This is a genomic window from Streptomyces sp. NPDC052910, from assembly GCF_055585605.1.
On sequence record NZ_JBVJJR010000007.1, the window covers coordinates 247,470 to 267,248 of the forward strand.

The following is a 19,779-nucleotide window of genomic DNA, read 5'->3' on the forward strand; positions in this document are numbered from 1 at the left end:
GTTTAGACCTGTACCGGGTCGGGCGGCCGGAGACCGCTCGAGGTCAGACGGCATCAAGCACCTCCGGCCGGACCGCGGCGAAGGTACGGGACCGCTGGTCAAGAAGGTACGCCTGCGCCTCGCCCACGTGGAAGTACATGCCCTGGAGGTGCAGCGTGCCCTCCGCCTCCCGCCGGGCGACACAGGCATGCGCCCGCAGGTGGTCGAGCTGCTGCATGACGTTGACGAGGGCGAGCCGCTCGACGTCGTCCGCCACCGGCCGGTCGGCCAGCGCCACCTCACCGCGCCCGAGCCGCCCGATCCGCTGCAGCCGGGCCAGACTCGGCCGGCCATGTCGCAGCCAGCGGGAGAGCGGGGTCTCCGGACCCGCGGGCGCCCCTGGACCGCTCAACGGCTCCGGACGCGCCGACGGAGTGCGCGGCACGGTCTCCAGGAGCGCCTGCATCGCCCCGCACCCGGAGTGGCCGCAGACGGTGATGCTCCCGACCTTCAGCACCTCGACGGCGTACTCCACCGCGGCGGCCACCGAATCACATGACGCGTCGTCGCCCGGCGGAGGCATGAGGTTGCCCACATTCCGCACGGTGAACAGGTCCCCGGGCCCGCTTGACGTGATCATGCTGGTCACCAGACGCGAGTCGGCGCAGGTCAGGAAGAGCTGACTGGGGCTCTGCCCCTCCCGGGCCAGCCGTGCCAGCTCGTCGCGGACCAGCGGCGCGGTATCCCGCTGGAACGCGCTGACCCCGCCGATCAACTGCCGCCCGCCGGGACCGCCGACAGGAACGGACGCCTGCCGCGTGAAGTGATGGTGGCGCCAGGACGTCCACGGCCGGCCGACGGTGGACGCGACACCGGGCTCGGGTGCGGGCCGCCGTCCCGCCCGCTCGGGACGCCCCGGCCGTTCGCGCCGGTCTCGCCCTTCCTGCTGTCCCGAATGCTCCGGCCGTTGGTGCAGGTCTTGCGCTTCCGGTCGTTCCGCCAGGTCCGGCCGTTCGATCCCGTCCCGCGCCCCCGGCTGCCCCGCGCTCTCCGACCCTCCGGCGGGGAGGCGTTCTTCCGGCCTTCCACCTGCCCGGATCGACCGCCGCACCGCCAGGAAGCCCGGCACCACGGCCCCGGCCGCCAGCCCGGGCACCACACCGAACAGCGCGACGGCCACGAGCGTGACCAGGTAGGCGAGCCGGGCCGCACGCCCGCCGGGCCGGTGGACATGAGCGTGGCGCACCAGCCGTACGCCGGCCGCCATGACCAGCGCCGAGAGCGCGGCCGACGGGATCCGCTCCAGGACGGTCGCACAAAGCACCGCCCCGAGCGGCACCCAGAGCCCGTAGAGCACCAGCGGCGTCCGGGCCTCGGCCGGACGGCCCGCACCCGCGGGCCCGTCGGCCCGGAGCGTGCCGCCTGCCACCGGCAGCCCTCCCAGCAGGCCGGAGACCGCGGTGGCCGCTCCATGGCAGACCAGCTCCCGGTCCGGACGCTCCGGCGACCGGCCGTCGGCCGCCGGCGCCAGCGTCTCCATGCCGGCCACGAGTGCCACGGCGAGCACGGCCGAGGCCACCGCGAGGACGGATCCGGACGGCAGGGCGGGCAAGGCGTGCGTCTGCCACCCGGTCAGCTCGAGCCTGGGCAGGTGCAGCGTCGTGCTCGCGGCGGTGACCACGGCCACTGCCGCGAGCGGCGCCGGAACGGCTCTCGCCCAGCGGCCGGCCCGTCCCGGCAGCCTCCGCCAGACGAGCAGGACGCCGAGGGTGAGGGCGGCGATCAGAGCCCCCGTGAACTCCGGGTGTGTCAACACCGAGGGCAGCGCCGCCAGGTTCCGCAGGATGTCCGGTTCCGACTCCTCCGCCCCCAGGACACGTCGCAACTGGCCCACCGCCACCACCAGACCCAGCCCGGCCAGCGCACCGTGCGGGATTCCCGTCCGGGTCACCGACGCCGTCCGGACCGCCCGCGCGGCGCCCAGGGCGATCTGGACCAGCCCGGCCAGCACGGTGATCGCGCAGGCCGCCCGCCAGCCGTAGCGCTGGATCAGCTCCGCCGTGAGCGCCACCAGCGCCACGGCCGGGCCGCCGGCCCGGAAGGGTGCCCGCCCCAGGCCGCCCACCACCAGGCCGGCGACTGCCGCCGCGACCAGCCCCGCCCGTGGCGGCGCGCCCGCGGCCAGGGCGAGCCCGAGGCAGAGCGGGGCGGCGGCCAGGGCCATGGCCAGGGAACGCACCAGATCCCGCTGCCACGCGGCGCGGCGCGGACGGCTCGGGGCGTCATCGGCGGTCCGCCGGTCGGCTCGGGGTGGATGGCTCGGCTGAACGTGCATGTCGGTCCCGTCTTGTCGTCGGCGGCCGGCGGGAGTGCTCGGCCGAGGGCGCGGCGGGCGGCGGCGGAGGGGCGGAGGCCGCACGGGCGGGGAGGGAGCGCCGCGAGGCGCGGGTGGGCGGATGGCACGGCAGGTGCCGGAGCGCCTGGACGGCCGTGAGGGAGCCGACAGCAGCGCAATGGCAACTCTCGGTAAATGAATCGTAATGCTGAGTAAAGGCCTAGGGAAGGGGCAGACAGGAGTCAAGTAGGAGCTTCCTCCTATCAGGTGAATATGCACTTTTATTTGCTTGTCATACTTTTTAATTCCCTTCGCGCGTGCGAGGTTGACGGCGGCTCAGGGCGTTCGAATGCCCACGAGGGACCGGCCGAGCGGGTCGAAAGGTGAGGTGCCTGATGGCGGCTGCATGGAGATACACACTGGGCGCGCTGGCCGCGCTGGCGCTGGCGACCGGTACCGCGGCCTGCTCGGGCACCGGCCCGCCGGAGGCGACCGGCCCCCAGGCGGCCCCCGGTCCCAACACGGTCGAACGGCCGGTCCGTCTCCTCGGCGACGGTTCCACCGCCGACACCGGGGCCCAGCCCCGGCAGCCGAAACCCCGGCGGATGACACACGGCGAGAAGCCGCCGCAGTTCGTCGTCTTCTCCTGGGACGGCGCGGGCGAGGACAGCCAGCGGCTGTTCTCGCACTTCCGCAAGGTCGGCAGGAAGTACAACGCGACGATGACGTACTTCCTCAGTGGCGTCTACATGCTCCCCGAGAGCAAACGCACCCTCTACGAGCCACCCCAACACGCCCCAGGAGCCTCGGACATCGGCTTCAACGACGTGCGGGGCGTGCGCGACACCGTGGAGCAGCTCCGAGGGGCCTGGCTGGACGGCAGCGAGATCGGCACCCACTTCAACGGCCACTTCTGCGGCCGGGACCGGGGAGTGGGCACCTGGTCACCGGCGGAGTGGAGGAGCGAGATCCGGCAGGCCCTGTCGTTCGTCCGCAACTGGAAGACCAACACCGGCCTGAAGGACGAGCCTCCGCTGCCCTTCGACTACGGCAAGGAACTGGTCGGCGGACGTGCGCCCTGCCTGGAGGGGCAGCGCAATCTCATCACCGCGGCCCGGTCGCTGGGATTCCGCTACGACGCCAGCTCGGCCGGTGGCCGGCAGGTCTGGCCGTCGAAGATCGGCGGTCTGTGGGACTTCCCCCTCCAGGACGTTCCCGTTCCCGGCCGGGGCTTCGAAACCCTGTCGATGGATTACAACTTCCTGGCCAACCAGTCGGGGACTACGAAGGGAGACCCCTCACGCCGCGAGGCCTGGGGGCGCCAGATGCGCGACGGACTGCTGGCCGGCTTCGAGCGGGCGTACCACGGCAACCGGGCCCCTCTGTTCATCGGAGATCACTTCGAGTCCTGGAACGGCGGCATCTATATGAAGGCCGTCGAAAGCGTCATCGCCCGGATCTGCACCAAGGAGGGCGTGCGCTGCGTCTCCTTCAAGCAGTTGGCCGACTGGCTGGACGCGCAAGACCCCGAAGTGCTGGCCAAACTCCGCAGGTTGGAGGTGGGTGAGGCGCCGAGGGGCGGTTGGTCCCACCTCGGCGACGCGCGGTCGACCACGCCGCGTCAACCCACCCCGCACCTGCCCTCGTGGCACGCGCCGTCCTCCCAGGAGCCCTCGACGCACGAGCCGTACGAGAGTTCCCAGGGAGATGACGACGAAGAGGACGACAAGCCGCAGCGGATCCGGCCGATTCTGGTCAGGCCAACTGGGGAGTAGCCGTCATCCGCTCCCCGAGGACGAAGGCGGGGTCGACCTGGGCCGCCAGGTCGGCACCCGTCTTCGCGTTGCCCCAGCTCTCGGCGTTCCTGAGGTGGAAGTGCACCATCTGACGGGTGTATCGGTGCCAGTCCCGCCGTTCGTACGCCGCGTCCGCAGCCTCGTGCAGAGCGCCCAACGCCTGGTGGTTGGCCCCTTCGAGCAGCTCGAAGAGGGGCGGTCGGCCCTTCTCCATGGCCCGCACCCAGTCGGAGTGGCCGAAGGTGGTCAGCAGGTCGTCCCCGACCTCCTCCCGAAGGAAGTCCAGGTCGTCCTGGCCCTGCACCTTGTTCCCCACCACCTTCAGGCAGACCCCGAAGTCCCGGGCGTACTCCTTGTACTGGCGGTAGACCGACACCCCCTTGCGGGTGGGCTCCGCCACCAGGAACGTCATGTCGAAGCGGGTGAACATCCCCGAGGCGAACGAGTCGCTGCCCGCCGTCATGTCCACCACGACGTACTCGCCCGGCCCGTCGACCAGATGGTTGAGGCAGAGCTCCACGGCCCCCACCTTGGAGTGGTAGCAGGCGACGCCCAGGTCCGACTCGGTGAACGGGCCGGTGGCCATCAGTCGTACGGACGCCCCGTCGTCAAGGGCGACCGTCCGCGCGCAGGCCGCGTAGACCGGGTTGTCCTCGTCGACGCGGAGCAGCCGGGAGCCCTCGCCGGGCGGTGTGGTCTTGATCATCGTGTCGGCGGAGGTGATCCGCGGGTTGGTGCCCCGCAGATAGTCCTTGATCAACGGCAGGTGCGCGCCCATCGCGGGCAGGGCGGCGGCCTCCGGCTCGTCCAGCCCCAGCGCCGCCCCCAAGTGCTGGTTGATGTCGGCGTCCACGGCCATGACCGGGACCCGGCGGGCGGCGAGCCGGCGGATGAACAACGAGGACAGCGTGGTCTTGCCGCTGCCGCCCTTGCCTACGAAAGCGATCTTCATGTTCACCAAGGGTAGGTGCGGGGGTGCGTAGAGTGAGAGCGGTGAGTGAAGAAGACCACTCCTTCGGGGGGTGTAAGGCGGAAGTGCGTAGTGTCGGACCCATGAGTACGACTGCCGATCCCCTGGCCGCTCTGGGCTCCCTGCCGGGCGTCGCCGAATCCGTGGAGTCCGTGCGCAAGGCGGTGGACCGTGCGTACGGGCACCGGGTGATGCGCCGGCGCAGCAACGAGGTGACCTCCGAGGCCGCTCTCCGGGGTGCTCGCGGGTCGGCCGCGCTCGCCGGCGCCGACTGGGCGCTGGAAGAGGTGCGTCGCCGCACCGACTTCGGCGGCGAGGGGGAGCCCCGTACGGTCGGGGCGGCCCTGCGCCTGACCGCCGAGGCCGGGCAACTGCTGAGCGTGTGGCGGCAGTCTCCGCTGCGCGTCCTGGCCCGGCTGCACCTGGTGGCCGCGGGCGGTGCGCAGCCCGACGACGCGGTGGGCCGGCCGCGGCTGCCGGGAGAGCCCGTCGACGAACCTTTTCTCGACCTGCCGCTGCCCGACGCGGACGAGATGTCGGGCCGCCTGGAGGGACTGGCCGGCCTGCTGATCGCCGGGACCGAGGCGCCCGCCCTGGTGACGGCGGCCGTGGTGCACGGAGAGCTGTTGGCGCTGCGTCCGTTCGGCTCGTGCAACGGCCTGGTGGCGCGGGCGGCGGAACGCGTCGTGCTGGTCGGCAGCGGGCTCGACCCCAAGTCGATCTGCCCGGCGGAGGCCGGCCACGCGGAGCTGGGGCGGGAGGCCTACACGACCGCTCTGGCGGGCTATGTCTCCGGGACGCCCGACGGGCTGGCGGCCTGGATCGCCCACTGCGGGCGGGCGGCCGAGCTGGGGGTGCGGGAGACGACGGCGGTGTGCGAGGCCTTGCAGCGCGGCGCCGCCTGAGCCGCTGACACGCTGCTGCCGGACGGGATGAGCCCGCTCATCAGTCGGCCGATCGCGCGGCGGGCCGATCGTGGTCGGAAAAATGCGGCGGTACCGGTCTTGCCTTGGTACCGCCGCTGGCATGTCCGCCCGGTTACCAGTGCGTGCACGATATGCGTCCATCAGGCGGGGGTACTTTGCTCCGCCTGGTGCGACAGGCCCGTAATCGACGGGTCGGCGTCGCGTGGGTGCCCGGCTTTCATGCGTCGGTCCGTGGGCCGTGTTGCGTGATGGGCATCCTCCCGGATGTCCCTGGTCTCGCGGGCCGTTGACTCCTTTTTACTCCGCCCGTCGCTCAAGCGGAAGGCGGAGACGCACTTCTTTACTTTTACCTTCAAAGACGGGCATTACGGGTATCTGCCGCAGGTGCGCGGCGGCGGCTTGCCAGCCAGCACAGGCCGGCGGTCGTCAGGGCGGCACCGACCGCGGCCGCCGCCAGCAGAGCCGGACGGGACGGCATGCGCAGGGCGGCGACCCGCTGCTTGAGCCGGACCGGACGGTCGAAGGTGAGCACCGGCCATTCCCGTGCCACCGCCTCACGCCGCAGGGCCCGGTCCGGATTGACGGCGTGCGGGTGGCCGACGGCTTCGAGCATGGGCAGGTCGGTCGCCGAGTCGCTGTACGCGTAGCAGCCGGCGAGGTCGTATCCCTCCGAAGCGGCGAGCTCTCGGACGGCTTCGGCTTTCGTCGGGCCGTACGCGTAGTACTCCACTTCGCCGGTGAAGACGTCGTCCTCGACGACCATCCGGGTGGCGACGACACGGTCCGCGCCGAGCAGCCGGCCGATGGGCTCGACGACCTCGGCTCCCGAGGTGCTCACGATCACCACGTCCCGGCCGGCGGCATGGTGTTCCTCGATGAGTGAGGCGGCCTCGTCGTAAATGATCGGGTCGATGAGTCGGTGGAGGGTCTCCGCGACGATCTCGCGGACCTGGTGGACATTCCAGCCCCGGCAGAGCTCGGACAGGTACTTCCTCATCCGTTCCATCTGCTCGTGGTCGGCGCCGCCCAGGAGGAAGACGAACTGGATGTACGCCGTGCGCAGTGCGGCGCGTCGGTTGATCAAACCGCCTTGGTAGAAGGACTTGCCGAAGGTGAGCGTGCTCGACTTGGCAATGACCGTCTTGTCCAGATCAAAGAAGGCGGCCGTTCGGCGAGAGGAGTGGTTTTCCACGTCGCCGAGCATAGGGGCCCTCCATTCGGCGTAAGCTGAGGCGTGTGGGTTTGCCTGAGAAGCCTCTCGGGTACACCATGGAAGTCACGGATCGTTCGCGACCGTGTCTAACCCGGCCCGACTCCTCCCCCCCCGAGTCGGCCGTGGGGACGACCCCCGCTCTCCCCCCCGGCGGGGGTCGTCGCATGTCCGGACGCGTTTCGCGAGTCATCCCGGGCCTCCTCCGCCCTCCGCGGGCCCCGCTCGGCGCCCGTCCTCCCCCCTTCATACACGTGACTGTGCGTAATCGCCGCGCTGCGCTGGGGAAGTCACCGGTATAGGTGAGCGGGATATCCACAACCGGTGAGTTGTCCACAGTTTTTCACCAAGATCCACACGATTTCCCGCGCCACCGCACGGTGATTCCCCACGAGTTCCGCGATGACCGCGGATGCGAGAGCGCGCCATGGGACGCGCTGGAGAAGGGGGAGGGACCGTGACCGGACCCAAGACATCCGATTGGCGGCGGACCGCCGCCGCACCGAGCGGGCCTTTGATTGCCACCCAGGACGAGGACCTGCTCGACGATCTGCTGCGTTTGTGCGCGGCCGCGGGGGCGCTGCCGGAGGTGTGCCACGGGGCGCCCGCCCGCCGCGGCACCTGGGACAAGGCGTCCCTGGTCCTGGTCGGCGGCGACTGCGCCGACCGGCTGTCCGGCCTCCCGCACCGGGAGAACGTAGTGCTCGTCGGCCGGGAACCGGCAGATCCGGACCTCTGGCGGCGGGCCGTCCTCGTCGGTGCCCGGAACGTCGCGCTGCTGCCCGACGAGGAGGGCTGGCTCGTCGACCGCATCGCCGACTCGGTGGAGGGCGTGGAGCGGCCGGCCCTCACCGTCGGCGTGATCGGCGGCAGGGGCGGCGCCGGAGCGAGCACGCTCGCGTGTGCCCTCGCCATCGGAGCCGCCCGGACCGGCCGGCGGACGATGCTGGTCGACGCCGATCCGCTCGGCGGCGGCCTCGACGTGCTGCTGGGGGCCGAGCGCGTCGACGGGCTGAGGTGGCCCGCCTTCGCGGGGTCCCGGGGCCGGATGGCGGGCCGGGCCTTGGAGGAGGTTCTCCCCGAACCACATGGTCTGCGCCTGCTGAGCTGGGACCGTGGCGACTCCGAGGTGCCGCCCGAGGCCGTGCGCGCCGTCCTGGCGGCCGCCCGCAGACGGGGCGGTGTCGTGGTCGTGGATCTCCCGCGCGGGACCGACGGCAGCGCCGTGGAGATCCTCCGACAACTGGACATGGGCCTGCTGCTGGTCCCGTCCGAACTGCGGGCCGTCGCCGCCGCCCACCGCGTCGCGTCCGCGATCCACCTGATGATGGGCGACCTCCGGCTGGTCGTCCGGGGCCCGTGCGGGCCCGGACTCGACGGTGAGGAGATCGCGCAACTGCTGGGCCTCCCTCTCGCGGGCGAAGTCCCGGAGGAACCCGGCCTCGCCCAGGCGCTGATCGCCGGCCGCCCGCCGGGCGGAGCCGAACAAGGGCCGCTGGCCGCGTTCTGCGCCGAGTTCTGGGCCCGCGCCCTGCCCGAGGGGCCGGAGGTGCCGGCGTGAACACCGCGCTGCTGGACGCCGTACGGCTGCGACTGGCCGGCACGGGGGCCGAGCCCACGCCCGCGCGGGTCGCCGAAGCCCTGCGCGAGGAAGGCCGGCTCCTCGGCGACACGGAAGTGCTGGGCATCGTCTCCCGGCTGCGCTCCGAACTCGTCGGCACCGGCCCACTGGAACCGCTCCTCGCCGAACCGGACGTCACCGACGTCCTCGTCACCGCCCCCGACCGTGTCTGGGTGGACCGCGGCGCCGGGCTGCGCCTGACCGACGTCTCCTTCCCCGACGCCGCGGCCGTCCGACGCCTCGCACAGCGTCTCGCCGCAGTCGCAGGCCGACGGCTGGACGACGCCCGCCCCTGGGTGGACGCGCGGTTGCCCGACGGCACCCGGCTGCACGCCGTCCTCCCCCCGGTGGCGGTCGGATCGACCTGCCTCTCCCTGCGCGTCGTCCGCCCCAGGGCCTTCACGCTGGACGAGCTGGCCGCGGCCGGCACCCTGCCGCCCAGCGGGCAGTGGCTCCTCCGAGCCGTGCTGGACGCCCGCCTCTCCTTCGTGATCAGTGGTGGCACCGGGTCGGGGAAGACGACCCTGCTGTCCAGCTTGCTGGGCCTGGTCGCCCCGGACGAACGGATCGTCCTCGCCGAGGACTCCGCCGAACTGCGACCGGACCATCCGCACGTGGTGCGTCTGGAGAGCCGCCCCGCCAACCAGGAGGGAACCGGCCGGGTGACCTTGCGGGACCTGGTCCGGCAGGCGCTGCGCATGCGCCCGGACCGCCTCGTGGTCGGTGAGGTGCGGGGCCCGGAAGTCACCGATCTGCTGGCGGCGCTCAACACGGGTCACGAAGGCGGGTGCGGGACTTTGCACGCCAACGCCGCCGCGGACGTTCCCGCCCGCTTGGAGGCCCTCGGGTCCACGGCCGGGCTCGACCGGGTGGCCCTGCACAGCCAGTTGGCGGCGGCGCTGTCCGTGGTCATTCACCTGGTACGCGGCCGTGACGGCCGCCGCAGGGTCGCCGAGGTACACGTCCTGGACCGGGACGCGGCCGGTTTCGTGACCACTGTACCGGCCGCTTTATGGGGAACCGGCGGTTTCGAACGCGGTCCGGGGTGGGACCGGTTGATGACGCTGTGCGGGCGCGGCGGGCACCTCCCCGGGTACCCCGGTGGCCGGCCCGGAGCGGCTGGAGCCCTGTCATGACGGCGCCGAGTGCGGTGACACAGCCGGCGGTGGTCGCCACACTGCTCCTCGGCGCCGCCCTGATGGTGCGAGCTCTGGCGCGGCGCGGTCAGGAGCTCCGGCGCGCGAGGGTCGTCCTCGCGGGGACCGTCCCATCCGGTACCCGGATTCCCGGCCTGCCGGCGCGGATCCGTGCGGTGGCCGACCGACTGGTGGAAGTCACGGGACAGCGCAGGGAGTTGCTGTGCCTTCCCGTGGGGTGCCTGATCGGCCTGTGGGGTGACTCCCTTCTCCCACCAATCGCAGCGGTGGCGGCGGTGCCCTTGGTGAGACGCCGGCTGCGAGCCCGGTCTTGCCGGCGTGCCCGCGAGCGGCGGTCCGAGGCCGTGATCGAGCTGTGCGGGGCCGTCGCGGGTGAGCTGAGGGCCGGGCGTCACCCCGGTGAAGCCGTGCGGGCCTTTGGTGGCGAGGCCCTGGGGCCGGCTTGGGCGGCGGTGACGGCGGCCGCCCGCTTCGGCGGAGACGTCCCCGCCGCGCTGCGCGAGGCGGGCCGGCAGGAAGGCGCGGAAGGACTGGCGGGGGTGGCCGCTTGCTGGCAGGTCGCGGTCGACGGCGGTGCGGGGCTCGCGGCCGGTCTCGAGCGGGTCGGGCATGCCCTCTCCGTCGAGCGTGACCAACGCGAGGAGCTCGTCGCACAGTTGGCGGGCACCCGGTCCACCTCGGTGATGCTCGCCCTGCTGCCGGTCGTCGCTCTGGCCATGGGAGCCGCCCTCGGCGCCGATCCCCTGCGGGTCCTGCTGCACACGCCGGCCGGCCTCGGTTGTCTCGTCCTGGGCGGCCTCCTCGAAGTCGCGGGCCTGGCCTGGACGCGACGCATCGTGCGGGCGGCGGCCGGAGGAGGGGAGGGCGCATGACCACGGCAGTCGGGAGCGGGATCCGGTCACTCGGTCCGGCGATGGCGCTGGCCGTCGCCCTGGTGATCGTCGCGGCCGGCGCGGTGGCGGCGCTGCGGAGGACCCATCGGTGGAGTTCCGCCGGACGGCGCCCGGCGCGAATCCTGGGAGCGGTCGGCGAGGACCGGCGTCCGCCGGAAGTCGACTGTGTCCGACTGTGGTTGCGCGATCCGGTGGTCACCGGTCGGGCGCTGCCGACGATCGCGGCCGGGCTCTTGGCATTCGCACTGGTCGACGGCGCGGGAGGGTGGGCCCTCGGCCCGGCGGCCGCCGGCGGTATGTGGTGGTGGCGGGGGAAAGCGGTGCGGGCCGCCGCGGCGCGCACGGTTCTCCCGGCGGACGACGTACTGCGACAACTGCCGCTCGCGGCCGACCTGCTGGCGGCGTGCCTGGCCGCCGGAGCCGGCCCCGGAGAAGCGGCCGAAGCGGTCGGCGGCTCTCTCCGCAACCCCGTCGGTGACCGGTTGGCCCGCTCGGCCGCCGAAGTCCGCCTCGGCGGGGATCCGGCGGTCGCGTGGGGGCGGCTCGGCGAGTTGCCGGGCGCCCGGGCGCTGGCCCGCTGCTTGGAGAGGGCGCAGGCGACAGGTGTGCCCGCGGTGGACCCGATGGCGCGGCTCGCCGGCCGGCTGCGGGCCGCTCAGGGCCGTACGGCGGCGGCCAGGGCGCGACGGGCGGGGGTACTGGCCACGGCTCCCCTGGGGCTGTGCTTCCTCCCGGCCTTCCTGGCGGTCGGGGTCGTCCCGATGGTGATCGGCCTGGCGAGCGGCTTGCTGACCGGCCGGTGAACGCACCGTGCGGTGAGCGGATGAGCGAGCTCCGCCGGGACGCCCCGGAACGCCGACGGACGGCCGAACGGGGTGGCGAAGCGGTGGAACGCGAAGACGTCCGGGCGAAGGGCCCGGAGAGGGAAACGGCGAACGAAGGAGTGGACATGGACATGCGGTGGTGGGCGCGGATCCGGCGTCGGGCGAGCATGGCGGGGGAGGCCGGGATGACGACGGCCGAGTACGCGGTGGGCACGCTCGCGGCCTGTGCGCTGGCGGCGGTCCTCTACAAGGTGGTCACCAGCGGCGCGGTGAGCGCGGCGTTGCAGGCCCTGATCGAAAAGGGGCTCCATGCGGCGTTCTGACGACGGTCAGGTCACCGCGGAGGCCGCGATGGTGCTGCCGGCGCTGGTCCTGGTCGGCACGGCCCTCATCTGGGGGCTGACGGCCGCGGCGGCGCAGCTCCAGTGCGTGGACGCGGCACGGGCCGGGGCACGGGCGGCGGCCCGTGCCGATCCCGGCCCGGCGGTGGTCGCCGCCGCGAGGTCGGCGGCGCCCACCGGCGCCCGGATCGTGCTGAGCAGGGAAGGCGACCTGGTGAGGGTGCGGGTGGAGGCCCGGGCGGCCGGGCCGGGACCGCTCGCCGTCCGGCTCGGCGGAGAGGCGGTGGCCCTTGCGGAGGAGACGGTGGGCTGACCAGCGGTGGGTCGGTCGGGCAGCCGGCCGGGATCGGGGCTCCGCCACGGTCTGGACGGCGGTCGCCGTCGCGGCGCTCTGCGCGGTGTTCCTGGCCATGTTCGCCATGAGCCAGGCGGTACTGGCACGGCACCGCGCCGGCGGCGCGGCGGACCTGGCGGCCTTGGCCGCCGCCGACCACGCCCTCCAGGGCCAGGAGACGGCCTGCGGGTTCGCCCGCCGGGTCGCCGACGCGCAGCGGGCGGCCGTGGTCGAGTGCGTCGTCACCGGCGAGACAGCCGAGGTGGCGGCCGAGGCGGGGGTGGGCCCGTACACCGTCAGGGTCCGCTCCCGCGCGGGTCCCGCCTCGGCGGCGGGCGCCCAAGCGGGCACGGGGGCGCACGGAGGCATGGCGGAGAGGGGGTCGTAAAGAAGCGGCGAGAAGGCTGTGAGGGGGGAGCTCGGGTGGCGGCCTCCCGCCCGCCGCATCGGGGCGGCGGAACCGCATCCGGCGGGTCCTGCCTCGGTGGCGGCGGGACGGTGGCCGGGGCCGGGTGCGCATAGGGGGTCGGCAGTCGGCAGGGCCAGGGCCGTCTCCGGGCTCGATGGCTCCGGGCCGGCCGCACGGTGGCTGCAAGCGGCCTGCCGGGCCACCTGCGAAGGGCGGGCTCGCGAGTGCCCGGCCGTGCCGCCCCCACTAGGCCCGGGTCACGTCTTCCGGGGCGACCGAAAGGCCGTCCGGCGAGTGGACGCCGGCCGGGATGGCTACGGCTCGCCGTCCGTCCCGGGCGGGGCGTCGGCCTTGGGGGCATCGGCTGCCGTGGAAGGGTCTGTCGCTGAGCGGTCCGTCGCCGAGCGGTCCGCCGCTGAACCGTTCGTCGCCCGGCTTTCCGGCGCAGGGCTGTCCCGCATGGAGCTTTCCGAAGGGGGGCTTTCCGAAGGGGGGCTTTCGGAAGTGGGGCTTTCCGGCGTCGGACTTCCCGCCACGGAAGGTTCCACCACCGGGTCGGCGGACGCCGTGTCGACGGACCCGGAATCGACCGCCGCGGAGGCGACGGACGCAGGATCGGCCGCCGCCGGGGCGTCCGTCGGCTTTGGGGCGGCGGCCAGGAGGCGGGTGAGGAGGCGGATGGCGGCTCGTTTGTCGAGGGGGTCGTTGCCGTTGCCGCACTTGGGGGACTGGATGCAGGAGGGACAGCCGGTGTCGCACTCGCACGAGGCGATGGCCTCACGGGTGGCGGTGAGCCAGCGGGCGGCCGTGTGGAAGGCGCGCTCGGCGAAGCCGGCGCCTCCCGGGTGGCCGTCGTAGACGAAGACGGTGGGCAGGAGCGTGTCGGGGTGGAGGGGGACGGAGACGCCCCCGATGTCCCAGCGGTCGCAGGTGGCGAAGAGCGGCAGCATGCCGATGGACGCGTGCTCCGCGGCGTGCAGGGCCCCGCCCAGGGCCTCCTGAGGGATGCGGGCGGCGTCGAGCTGGTCCTCGGTGACCGTCCACCACACGGCCCGGGTGCGCAGGGTGCGCGGTGGCAGGTCCAGTTTGGACTCGCCGAGGATCTCGCCGGTGATGAGCCGGCGCCGGAGGAAGGAGACGACCTGGTTGGTGACTTCGACGGAGCCGAAGCAGAGCCGTGCGTCCCCCCAGGGGATCTCCCTGGCGGTTTCCAGGATGGAGATGGTGGTGGTGTCGCGAGCGGTCGTGGAGTAGGGCGTGTCGGCCTCTTCGACCAGGGCGACGGAGTCGTCGAGGTCGAGGTGCCGGACGAGGTAGCTGCGGCCCTGGTGGAGATGGACCGCGCCCTCGTGCACGGTGGTGTGCGCGGCGGAGGCGTCCACGGTGCCCAGCAGCCGTCCGGTGCCCTCCTCGACGATCTGGACGGGGCGTCCGTCCTCGCCGCGGATGCCGGTGAGGTCGGCGGCGCGTTCGCGGCGGGTCCAGTGCCAGGCGGAGCCGCGGCGGCGCAGCAGCTTGCGGAGCTCCAGCCGGGTGAGCAGGCTCCGCGTCTCCGGGCCGAAGAGTGACAGGTCGGCCTCGGTGAGCGGCAGTTCCTCGGCCGCCGCGCACAGATGCGGCGTCAGGACGTAGGGGTTGTCCGGGTCGAGGACGGTCGCTTCGACGGGCTGCCGGAACAGGGCGTCCGGGTGGTGCACCAGGTAGGTGTCCAGCGGGTCGTCACGGGCGACGAGCACGGCGAGGGCGCCCTGGCCCCGGCGGCCGGCGCGGCCGGCCTGCTGCCACAGCGAGGCGCGGGTGCCGGGGTAGCCGGAGAGCACGACGGCGTCGAGCCCGGCCACGTCCACGCCGAGTTCCAGGGCGGTGGTGGCGGACAGGCCGAGCAGTTCGCCGCTGTGGAGGGCGTGCTCGATGGCGCGGCGTTCCTCGGGGAGGTAGCCGCCGCGGTAGGCGGCGACGCGGGAAGGGAGGGAGCGGTCCACGGCCGCCAGGCGTTCCTGGGCGATGAGGGCGATCAGTTCGGCGCCGCGCCGGGAGCGGACGAAGGCGACGGTGCGGACGCCCTGCACGGCGAGGTCGGTGAGCAGGTCGGCGGTCTCGGCGGTGGCGGTGCGGCGTACGGGCGCGCCTCGTTCGCCATGGAGTTCGGTGAGGGGCGGTTCCCACAGGGCGAAGACCAGTTCGCCGCGCGGGGAGGCGTCGTCGGTGATCTCCGTCACCGGCACTCCCGTGAGGCGGGTCGCCGCGGCGGCCGGTTCCGAGGCGGTGGCGGAGGCGAGCAGGAAGACGGGGTCGGAGCCGTAACGGGCGCAGAGCCGGCGCAGCCGGCGCAGCACCTGGGCGACGTGGGAGCCGAAGACGCCGCGGTAGGTGTGGCACTCGTCGATCACGACATAGCGCAGGGCGCGCAGGAAGGAGGCCCATCGCGGGTGTGAGGGCAGGATCGAGCGGTGCAGCATGTCGGGATTGGTGAGCGCGTAGTTGGCGTACTGACGTACCCACTCGCGTTCCTCGAACGGCGTGTCCCCGTCGAAGACGGCGGGCCGGATGGCCTTGCCGAGAGGGGCGGCGAGCTCCTGCACGGCCCGTCGCTGGTCGGCGGCGAGCGCCTTGGTGGGGGCCAGGTACAGCGCGGTGGTGCCGCGGCCGTTGGGGGCCTCCGAGCCGTCCAGCAGGGTGCTCAGTACGGGCGCGAGGTAGGCGAGGGACTTGCCGGAGGCGGTGCCGGTGGCCACCACGACCGATTCGCCGCGCAGCGCGTGCTCGGCCATGAGCGCCTGGTGGGCCCACGGCCGTGCGATGCCGGCGGCCCGGATGGCGTCGGTCACTTCCGGCCGGATCTTCTCGGGCCAGGGGGCATGACGTCCGGGACGAGGGGGCAAGTGCTCCGTATGAGTGATGCGTGCAGCCCGGCCTGCCCCGGCGGCGAGTCGGTCGAGGACCGCCCGGGGAGCGGGATGTACGCCCGCCTCCGGCGGGAGTTGATCGTGGGCCATCGACATCGAGTGTGTCACTGGCGTGACGGACAATGGAGTCAAGGCGTCGTGCGCGCCTGCCGGTAAGTGATTGAATGCCATCGCGGCTGCCGATCCATGGGGGGCGACCGCTCGATGCAAGGTGCTGGAGGATCCGTGGACCTGTCCCTGTCGACCCGGACCGTTGGCGACCGTACGGTTGTCGAGGTGGGTGGCGAGATTGATGTGTACACCGCGCCCAAGCTGCGTGAGCAGTTGGTCGAGCTTGTCAACGACGGCAGCTACCACCTCGTCGTGGACATGGAGCGGGTCGACTTCCTCGACTCGACCGGTCTCGGCGTGCTGGTCGGTGGCCTGAAGAGGGTGCGGGCGCACGAGGGCTCGCTGCGCCTGGTCTGCAACCAGGAGCGCATTCTCAAGATTTTCCGTATCACCGGTCTGACCAAGGTGTTCCCGATCCACACCTCGGTCGACGACGCGGTGCAGGCGACCGACTGACGGTCGTCGGAGGCTGGTACGCGGGGGCGCCGGGCGGGCCGCTCGGTTCCTCCGTGATGTCGCCCTGCCCCGGAGGCGAGGGGGAGGGCACGTACGACTGAGGGGGATGGGATGGCCACCGTCGAACTGCTCTTCAGCGCCCTTCCCGAGCACGTCCGCACCGCACGGCTGGTGGCGGCGGCGGTGGCGCGTCGGGCGGGCGTCGACGAGGCAGTGCTGGACGAGGTGCGGCTCGCCGTGGGTGAGGCGTGCTCGCGCGCCGTCGGGCTGCACAGGAGCGGCGGCATCACCTCCCCGGTCCGTGTCCGGCTCACCGAGGACGAGAAGAAGTTCTCCATCGAGGTGGGCGACGACGCGCCGCATCCCGTCGTCACCGAGGTCGTGGTGGGCGGCACCACGGTGACGACGACCGCCGAGCACGACGACGCGGAGGGCGAGGACGACATGGGCCTCGCCGTCATCAGCGGCCTGGTGGACGACGTCGAGGTGTCCGCCGACGAGAGCGGCGGCGTCATCCGCATGAGCTGGCCGACGACCCCGGCGGCCGTTCTTCCGTAGCCGCGCGTCCGTCGTTCGGCCTAGTGGTGCTCTGCCGGATCCGCCGTAGCCGTGGGCGATGGCGGAATTCGCTTGTCTACCCGCGTTTTTCTGTCGTGTTCTCCCGGCCACGGGGGCACGGTTCCGTCGGGCCGGTCATCAAGGGCCGCCGGGCCGGAAACGGCCGGAAGGCATTTCCGGATCTTCTTCCGATCTTCACCGTGTGACCCGTCGAGTGTACGGATCGTCCACGGATTCTCCACCGGAAAAGTCTCGTTCCGTTTGTGGCGCTCTGTTTTGATCTCGTCATGCTCCCTACAATCCGTCCATCTTGAGCTCAGGACGCCTGAGCGTGGTGGCCGGCCCGTGTGAACGGTCCGGTCGCGCGCCCATGTGCCAAACGTCAAGGAGGACGAATGGCGGGGCCCTTCACCCCTGAACAGGTGGTCTTCACTCAGAATCTCGCGGTCGAGCTCACCGGCGGCAACCGCGTCCTCGTGTTCGTCATCGCGGCCGTGGCACTCGCGGCCCTGGTGGTGGCCGTGGTGTTGGTGCGGCAGGTGCTGGCGGCCGGAGAAGGCACCGAGAACATGAAAAGAATCGCCGCGGCTGTACAGGAAGGCGCGAATGCCTACCTGGCCCGGCAGTTGCGGACGCTCGGTGCGTTCGCCGTGGTCGTGTTCTTCCTCCTCATGCTCCTTCCGGCCGACAACTGGTCGCAGCGTCTGGGGCGTTCGGCGTTCTTTCTGGTCGGCGCGCTCTTTTCCGCGGCCACCGGTTATATCGGTATGTGGCTCGCGGTGCGCAGTAATGTGCGCGTGGCCGCGGCGGCCCGTGATGCGGCGCTTTCCCCGGCTGCCCTCACCGATCCCGGCAATCCCATCAGGCCCCCTGCTCCCGGTCTTACTGTTCCCGGGCCCGCTGCTCCCGGTTCCCTCGTAGAGCCCGGGCCGGCGAACGCCGGCGTGGATTCCACGACCGCCTCCCACCGGGCCATGAAGATCGCGTTCCGTACCGGCGGCGTGGTCGGCATGTTCACCGTCGGCCTGGGCCTGCTGGGCGCCTCCTGCGTGGTGCTGGTCTACGCGGCCGACGCCCCCAAGGTGCTGGAGGGCTTCGGCTTCGGAGCGGCGCTGCTGGCCATGTTCATGCGGGTCGGCGGCGGCATCTTCACCAAGGCCGCCGACGTGGGCGCCGACCTGGTGGGGAAGGTCGAACAGGGGATCCCGGAGGACGACCCGCGCAACGCCGCCACCATCGCGGACAACGTGGGCGACAACGTCGGCGACTGCGCGGGCATGGCGGCCGACCTCTTCGAGTCGTACGCAGTGACCCTGGTCGCCGCCCTGATCCTCGGCAAGGCGGCCTTCGGCGACTCCGGGCTCGCGTTCCCCCTTCTCGTCCCCGCGATCGGCGTGGTCACCGCCATGATCGGCATCTTCGCGGTGGCACCCCGCCGTACCGACCGGAGCGGCATGACGGCCATCAACCGGGGCTTCTTCCTCTCGGCCGTCATCTCCCTCGCGCTCGTCGCGGTGGCCGTCTACACCTATCTGCCGTCCGGTTACGCCGACCTGGACGGCCTCGGCGATCCCTCCATCAGCGGGCACGACGGCGACCCGCGGGTGCTGGCGCTGGTCGCGGTCGCCATCGGCATCGTCCTGGCGGCCCTGATCCAGCAGCTCACGGGCTACTTCACGGAGACCGGCAGGCGGCCGGTGCGGGACATCGGCAAGACCTCGCTCACCGGTCCCGCGACCGTCGTCCTCGCGGGCATCTCGGTGGGGCTGGAGTCGGCCGTCTACTCCGCCGTGCTCATCGCCCTCGGTGTCTACGGGGCGTTCCTGCTGGGCGGCACGTCGATCATGCTCGCGCTGTTCGCCGTCGCCCTCGCCGGCACCGGCCTGCTGACCACGGTGGGTGTCATCGTCGCGATGGACACCTTCGGCCCGGTCTCCGACAACGCGCAGGGCATCGCCGAGATGTCCGGGGACGTCGAGGGCGCCGGGGCGCAGGTGCTGACCGAGCTCGACGCGGTGGGCAACACCACCAAGGCGATCACCAAGGGCATCGCCATCGCCACGGCCGTGCTCGCCGCGTCGGCTCTCTTCGGCTCGTACCGGGACGCGATCGGGACGGCGGTCCAGGACGTGGGGGCCAAGGGCACCGAGATGAACCTCAGCCTGGACATCTCGCAGCCGAACAACCTGGTGGGCCTGATCCTCGGAGCGGCCGTCGTCTTCCTCTTCTCCGGTCTCGCCATCAACGCCGTGTCGCGCTCGGCCGGTTCGGTGGTGTACGAGGTGCGGCGGCAGTTCCGTGAGCACCCCGGGATCATGGACTACACCGAGAAGCCGGAGTACGGCCGCGTGGTCGACATCTGCACCAAGGACGCCCTGCGGGAACTGGCCACTCCGGGGCTCCTCGCCGTCATGGCGCCCATCGCGGTCGGCTTCGCCCTTGGCGTCGGCGCGCTCGGCTCGTACCTGGCGGGCGCGATCGGCGCGGGCACGCTGATGGCCGTCTTCCTGGCCAACTCCGGTGGCGCCTGGGACAACGCCAAGAAACTGGTGGAGGACGGCCACCACGGCGGCAAGGGCGGCGAGGCGCACGCGGCCACGGTCATCGGGGACACGGTCGGCGACCCGTTCAAGGACACCGCCGGGCCGGCCATCAACCCGCTGCTCAAGGTCATGAACCTCGTGGCGTTGCTCATCGCGCCGGCGGTGGTGAAGTTCTCGTACGGAGCCGACGCCAGCAAGCCGTTGCGCATCGGTGTGGCGGTGCTGGCCACGCTGGTGATCGTCGTCGCCGTCTACGTGTCCAAACGGCGGAGCGTCACCGTCGACGGGGGCACCGACCGGTCGGCCCAGTCGACCGACCCGGCGGTGGTGTCCTGACGGCGGGTACGGCAACGGCGCGGGCGGGACGGAGTGCGGCTCGCCGGACGGTGTGTCATCCGTCGGGCCGGCCG

16 protein-coding genes are annotated in these 19,779 nt (G+C 72.5%); 12 read left to right on the forward strand and 4 right to left on the reverse strand.

What is annotated here, in order from left to right:
* Positions 1 to 43: 43 nt before the first annotated feature.
* Positions 44 to 2,314, reverse strand: a complete 2,271-nt coding sequence (locus ACZ6X9_RS25135; RefSeq protein ID WP_469780251.1) for a SulP family inorganic anion transporter — start codon at positions 2,312 to 2,314, stop codon at positions 44 to 46.
* A gap of 395 nt (positions 2,315 to 2,709) precedes the next feature.
* On the opposite strand from ACZ6X9_RS25135, the gene ACZ6X9_RS25140 reads away from it, so the two are divergent.
* A complete protein-coding gene (locus ACZ6X9_RS25140; RefSeq protein ID WP_469780252.1) occupies positions 2,710 to 4,089 on the forward strand; it encodes a polysaccharide deacetylase family protein in 1,380 nt (459 codons plus the stop codon).
* On the opposite strand, the gene ACZ6X9_RS25145 is transcribed toward ACZ6X9_RS25140, so the two are convergent.
* Positions 4,070 to 5,062, reverse strand: a complete 993-nt coding sequence (locus ACZ6X9_RS25145; RefSeq protein WP_469780253.1) for an ATP-binding protein — start codon at positions 5,060 to 5,062, stop codon at positions 4,070 to 4,072. The genes ACZ6X9_RS25140 and ACZ6X9_RS25145 overlap by 20 nt on opposite strands.
* 101 nt (positions 5,063 to 5,163) lie before the next feature.
* On the opposite strand from ACZ6X9_RS25145, the gene ACZ6X9_RS25150 reads away from it, so the two are divergent.
* Positions 5,164 to 5,985: a Fic family protein gene (locus ACZ6X9_RS25150; RefSeq protein WP_469780254.1), complete on the forward strand. Its 822-nt coding sequence runs from the start codon at positions 5,164 to 5,166 to the stop codon at positions 5,983 to 5,985.
* Between the two features lie 373 nt (positions 5,986 to 6,358).
* Here the strand turns inward: ACZ6X9_RS25150 and ACZ6X9_RS25155 are convergent, their stop codons facing one another.
* The gene (locus ACZ6X9_RS25155; protein ID WP_469780255.1) at positions 6,359 to 7,210 is read right to left on the reverse strand and encodes an HAD family hydrolase; all 852 of its coding nucleotides are present in this window, start codon (positions 7,208 to 7,210) and stop codon (positions 6,359 to 6,361) included.
* A 433-nt stretch (positions 7,211 to 7,643) separates the two neighbouring features.
* Here ACZ6X9_RS25155 and ssd point away from each other — a divergent pair, with 433 nt between their 5' ends.
* The 7 genes from ssd to ACZ6X9_RS25190 all read left to right on the forward strand — a co-directional run bounded on the left by ssd (position 7,644) and on the right by ACZ6X9_RS25190 (position 12,774).
* Positions 7,644 to 8,777, forward strand: a complete 1,134-nt coding sequence (gene ssd, locus ACZ6X9_RS25160) for a septum site-determining protein Ssd (RefSeq protein WP_469780256.1) — start codon at positions 7,644 to 7,646, stop codon at positions 8,775 to 8,777.
* Entirely contained in the window at positions 8,774 to 9,973 is a 1,200-nt protein-coding gene (locus ACZ6X9_RS25165) for a TadA family conjugal transfer-associated ATPase (protein ID WP_469780257.1), read from the forward strand. The genes ssd and ACZ6X9_RS25165 overlap by 4 nt, the downstream gene beginning before the upstream one ends.
* Positions 9,970 to 10,866: a type II secretion system F family protein gene (locus ACZ6X9_RS25170; protein WP_469780258.1), complete on the forward strand. Its 897-nt coding sequence runs from the start codon at positions 9,970 to 9,972 to the stop codon at positions 10,864 to 10,866. The genes ACZ6X9_RS25165 and ACZ6X9_RS25170 overlap by 4 nt, the downstream gene beginning before the upstream one ends.
* A complete protein-coding gene (locus ACZ6X9_RS25175) occupies positions 10,863 to 11,690 on the forward strand; it encodes a type II secretion system F family protein (RefSeq protein ID WP_469780259.1) in 828 nt (275 codons plus the stop codon). The genes ACZ6X9_RS25170 and ACZ6X9_RS25175 overlap by 4 nt, the downstream gene beginning before the upstream one ends.
* A 146-nt stretch (positions 11,691 to 11,836) precedes the next feature.
* On the forward strand, positions 11,837 to 12,034 hold the full coding sequence (locus ACZ6X9_RS25180; RefSeq protein ID WP_469780260.1) for a DUF4244 domain-containing protein: 198 nt from the start codon (positions 11,837 to 11,839) through the stop codon (positions 12,032 to 12,034).
* Positions 12,021 to 12,365 carry a TadE family type IV pilus minor pilin gene (locus tag ACZ6X9_RS25185; protein ID WP_469780261.1) on the forward strand — a complete coding sequence of 115 codons (345 nt, stop codon included), beginning with the start codon at positions 12,021 to 12,023 and terminating at the stop codon, positions 12,363 to 12,365. The genes ACZ6X9_RS25180 and ACZ6X9_RS25185 overlap by 14 nt, the downstream gene beginning before the upstream one ends.
* Positions 12,343 to 12,774, forward strand: a complete 432-nt coding sequence (locus ACZ6X9_RS25190) for an Rv3654c family TadE-like protein (RefSeq protein ID WP_469780262.1) — start codon at positions 12,343 to 12,345, stop codon at positions 12,772 to 12,774. Before ACZ6X9_RS25185 ends, ACZ6X9_RS25190 begins: the two co-directional genes overlap by 23 nt.
* A 335-nt stretch (positions 12,775 to 13,109) precedes the next feature.
* Here ACZ6X9_RS25190 and ACZ6X9_RS25195 read toward each other — a convergent pair whose 3' ends face one another.
* Positions 13,110 to 15,872, reverse strand: coding sequence for a DEAD/DEAH box helicase (locus tag ACZ6X9_RS25195; protein WP_469780263.1), 2,763 nt, complete (start codon positions 15,870 to 15,872; stop codon positions 13,110 to 13,112).
* A 54-nt stretch (positions 15,873 to 15,926) separates the two neighbouring features.
* On the opposite strand from ACZ6X9_RS25195, the gene bldG reads away from it, so the two are divergent.
* The 3 genes from bldG to ACZ6X9_RS25210 all read left to right on the forward strand — a co-directional run bounded on the left by bldG (position 15,927) and on the right by ACZ6X9_RS25210 (position 19,705).
* Positions 15,927 to 16,268 (forward strand): anti-sigma factor antagonist BldG, encoded by a 342-nt coding sequence (gene bldG, locus ACZ6X9_RS25200; protein ID WP_004939779.1) that lies wholly within the window; start codon positions 15,927 to 15,929, stop codon positions 16,266 to 16,268.
* Positions 16,269 to 16,379: 111 nt separating this feature from the next.
* A complete protein-coding gene (locus ACZ6X9_RS25205; RefSeq protein ID WP_469780264.1) occupies positions 16,380 to 16,826 on the forward strand; it encodes an ATP-binding protein in 447 nt (148 codons plus the stop codon).
* 395 nt (positions 16,827 to 17,221) lie between these two features.
* Positions 17,222 to 19,705: a sodium-translocating pyrophosphatase gene (locus ACZ6X9_RS25210; protein WP_469780265.1), complete on the forward strand. Its 2,484-nt coding sequence runs from the start codon at positions 17,222 to 17,224 to the stop codon at positions 19,703 to 19,705.
* The last annotated feature ends 74 nt before the right edge of the window (positions 19,706 to 19,779 follow it).

What these genes read in the sequence shown, in the direction of transcription:
- ACZ6X9_RS25155 (WP_469780255.1), bottom strand. Translation starts at nt 7,210, where the DNA reads ATGCTCGGCGACGTGGAAAACCACTCCTCTCGCCGAACGGCCGCCTTC.
- ACZ6X9_RS25140 (WP_469780252.1), top strand. Translation starts at nt 2,710, where the DNA reads ATGGCGGCTGCATGGAGATACACACTGGGCGCGCTGGCCGCGCTGGCG.
- ACZ6X9_RS25170 (WP_469780258.1), top strand. Translation starts at nt 9,970, where the DNA reads ATGACGGCGCCGAGTGCGGTGACACAGCCGGCGGTGGTCGCCACACTG.
- ACZ6X9_RS25145 (WP_469780253.1), bottom strand. Translation starts at nt 5,062, where the DNA reads ATGAAGATCGCTTTCGTAGGCAAGGGCGGCAGCGGCAAGACCACGCTG.
- ACZ6X9_RS25180 (WP_469780260.1), top strand. Translation starts at nt 11,837, where the DNA reads ATGGACATGCGGTGGTGGGCGCGGATCCGGCGTCGGGCGAGCATGGCG.
- ACZ6X9_RS25175 (WP_469780259.1), top strand. Translation starts at nt 10,863, where the DNA reads ATGACCACGGCAGTCGGGAGCGGGATCCGGTCACTCGGTCCGGCGATG.
- ACZ6X9_RS25195 (WP_469780263.1), bottom strand. Translation starts at nt 15,872, where the DNA reads ATGGCATTCAATCACTTACCGGCAGGCGCGCACGACGCCTTGACTCCA.
- ACZ6X9_RS25185 (WP_469780261.1), top strand. Translation starts at nt 12,021, where the DNA reads ATGCGGCGTTCTGACGACGGTCAGGTCACCGCGGAGGCCGCGATGGTG.
- ACZ6X9_RS25205 (WP_469780264.1), top strand. Translation starts at nt 16,380, where the DNA reads ATGGCCACCGTCGAACTGCTCTTCAGCGCCCTTCCCGAGCACGTCCGC.
- ACZ6X9_RS25210 (WP_469780265.1), top strand. Translation starts at nt 17,222, where the DNA reads ATGGCGGGGCCCTTCACCCCTGAACAGGTGGTCTTCACTCAGAATCTC.
- ACZ6X9_RS25150 (WP_469780254.1), top strand. Translation starts at nt 5,164, where the DNA reads ATGAGTACGACTGCCGATCCCCTGGCCGCTCTGGGCTCCCTGCCGGGC.
- ACZ6X9_RS25135 (WP_469780251.1), bottom strand. Translation starts at nt 2,314, where the DNA reads ATGCACGTTCAGCCGAGCCATCCACCCCGAGCCGACCGGCGGACCGCC.
- ssd (WP_469780256.1), top strand. Translation starts at nt 7,644, where the DNA reads ATGGGACGCGCTGGAGAAGGGGGAGGGACCGTGACCGGACCCAAGACA.